Here is a 1,170-nt window from a genome sequence, read left to right as displayed (position 1 = left end):
GCTTGCACAATACCGTTTGATTCTTGATCTTTACCAGGTAAGAAACCCGTTGTATCTTCCATAAAGATGACAGGGATATTGTAAAGGTTACAGAAGCGGATAAAGCGTGCATTCTTATAGGCTGCATCAATATCAATCTGGCCTGAAGACACGGCGCTGTTATTGGCCAGAAAGCCGACCACATTGCCACCCATTCTACCCAAGGCTGTAACCGTGTTACGTGCACGCTCTTCCTGAATTTCAATAAAGTCGCCATGGTCGCAAAGTTGCTGGATCATGATAGTGACATCAATAGGCGTATTGAAACCGGTTGGGCTATTGAAGGCCTTCTTCAGCAGGATGTCGATATCCCAGGTCTTACGATCAATCGGATCGGACGTTTCCTGATAGGGTGCTAACTCGGAATTGTTGTTCGGAAGATATTTGAGTAGTTGGCGAACTTTCTTCAAGGCGCTGACTTCATCTTTTACCACGATATCTGTGACACCACTTTGGCTATGTACGCCAGGGCCGCCAAGCTCGTCAGGCGTTACATCTTCACCGAGTACACTTTTCACCACACCAGGGCCTGTTAGGCCAAAGAATGTATCATTTGGCTGAATCATAAAGCTACCTTGGCGTGGAAGGTATGAACCACCACCGGCATTAAAACCAAACATGCACATAATGCTAGGTACAACACCGCTGATCTTTCTTAAAGCGGTAAAAGCTTCGGCGTAACCGTCTAGACCGCCGACTCCGGCGGGGACGTAAGCGCCGGCACTATCGTTTAGGCCCACTAAAGGAATCTTTCGTTTACCCGCAAGCTCCATTAAGCGGGCTAGCTTAGTGCCGTTGGTGGCATCCATAGAGCCCGCCCTGACGGTGAAATCGTGACCGTATAAGGCAACGTCTCGGCCGTCTATTTTTACGACTGCCGTGACGATTGACGCGCCATCTAGATTTTTACCCCAGTTCTGGAACAGTACCTTTGGGTCTTCATCTGTTAGAACTGAAATACGTTCCCATATCGTCATTCGCTTTTTACTGTGTTGACGCGTAATGGCCGTTACACCAGCAGCTTTTCTTGGGCGCTGCATCAGGTCGTAACCTTTACGGAGAGTTTCTTCATAAAGTCCGGGGTTTTCTGCATTTTGCCCGGGGATTCTAAAGTCCAGCTCGTTGTCAGAA

1 protein-coding gene is annotated in these 1,170 nt (G+C 48.2%); it reads right to left on the bottom strand.

From position 1 onward, the window contains the following. A partial coding sequence (locus tag A3729_RS20225) for a carboxyl transferase domain-containing protein (RefSeq protein ID WP_156498047.1) occupies window positions 1-1,170 on the bottom strand: 1,170 nt, incomplete at both ends.

The organism is Oleiphilus sp. HI0043, from assembly GCF_001634935.1.
The sequence above is the reverse complement of the archived record's forward strand: the minus strand, read 5'-3'. Positions and strand labels throughout refer to the sequence as shown.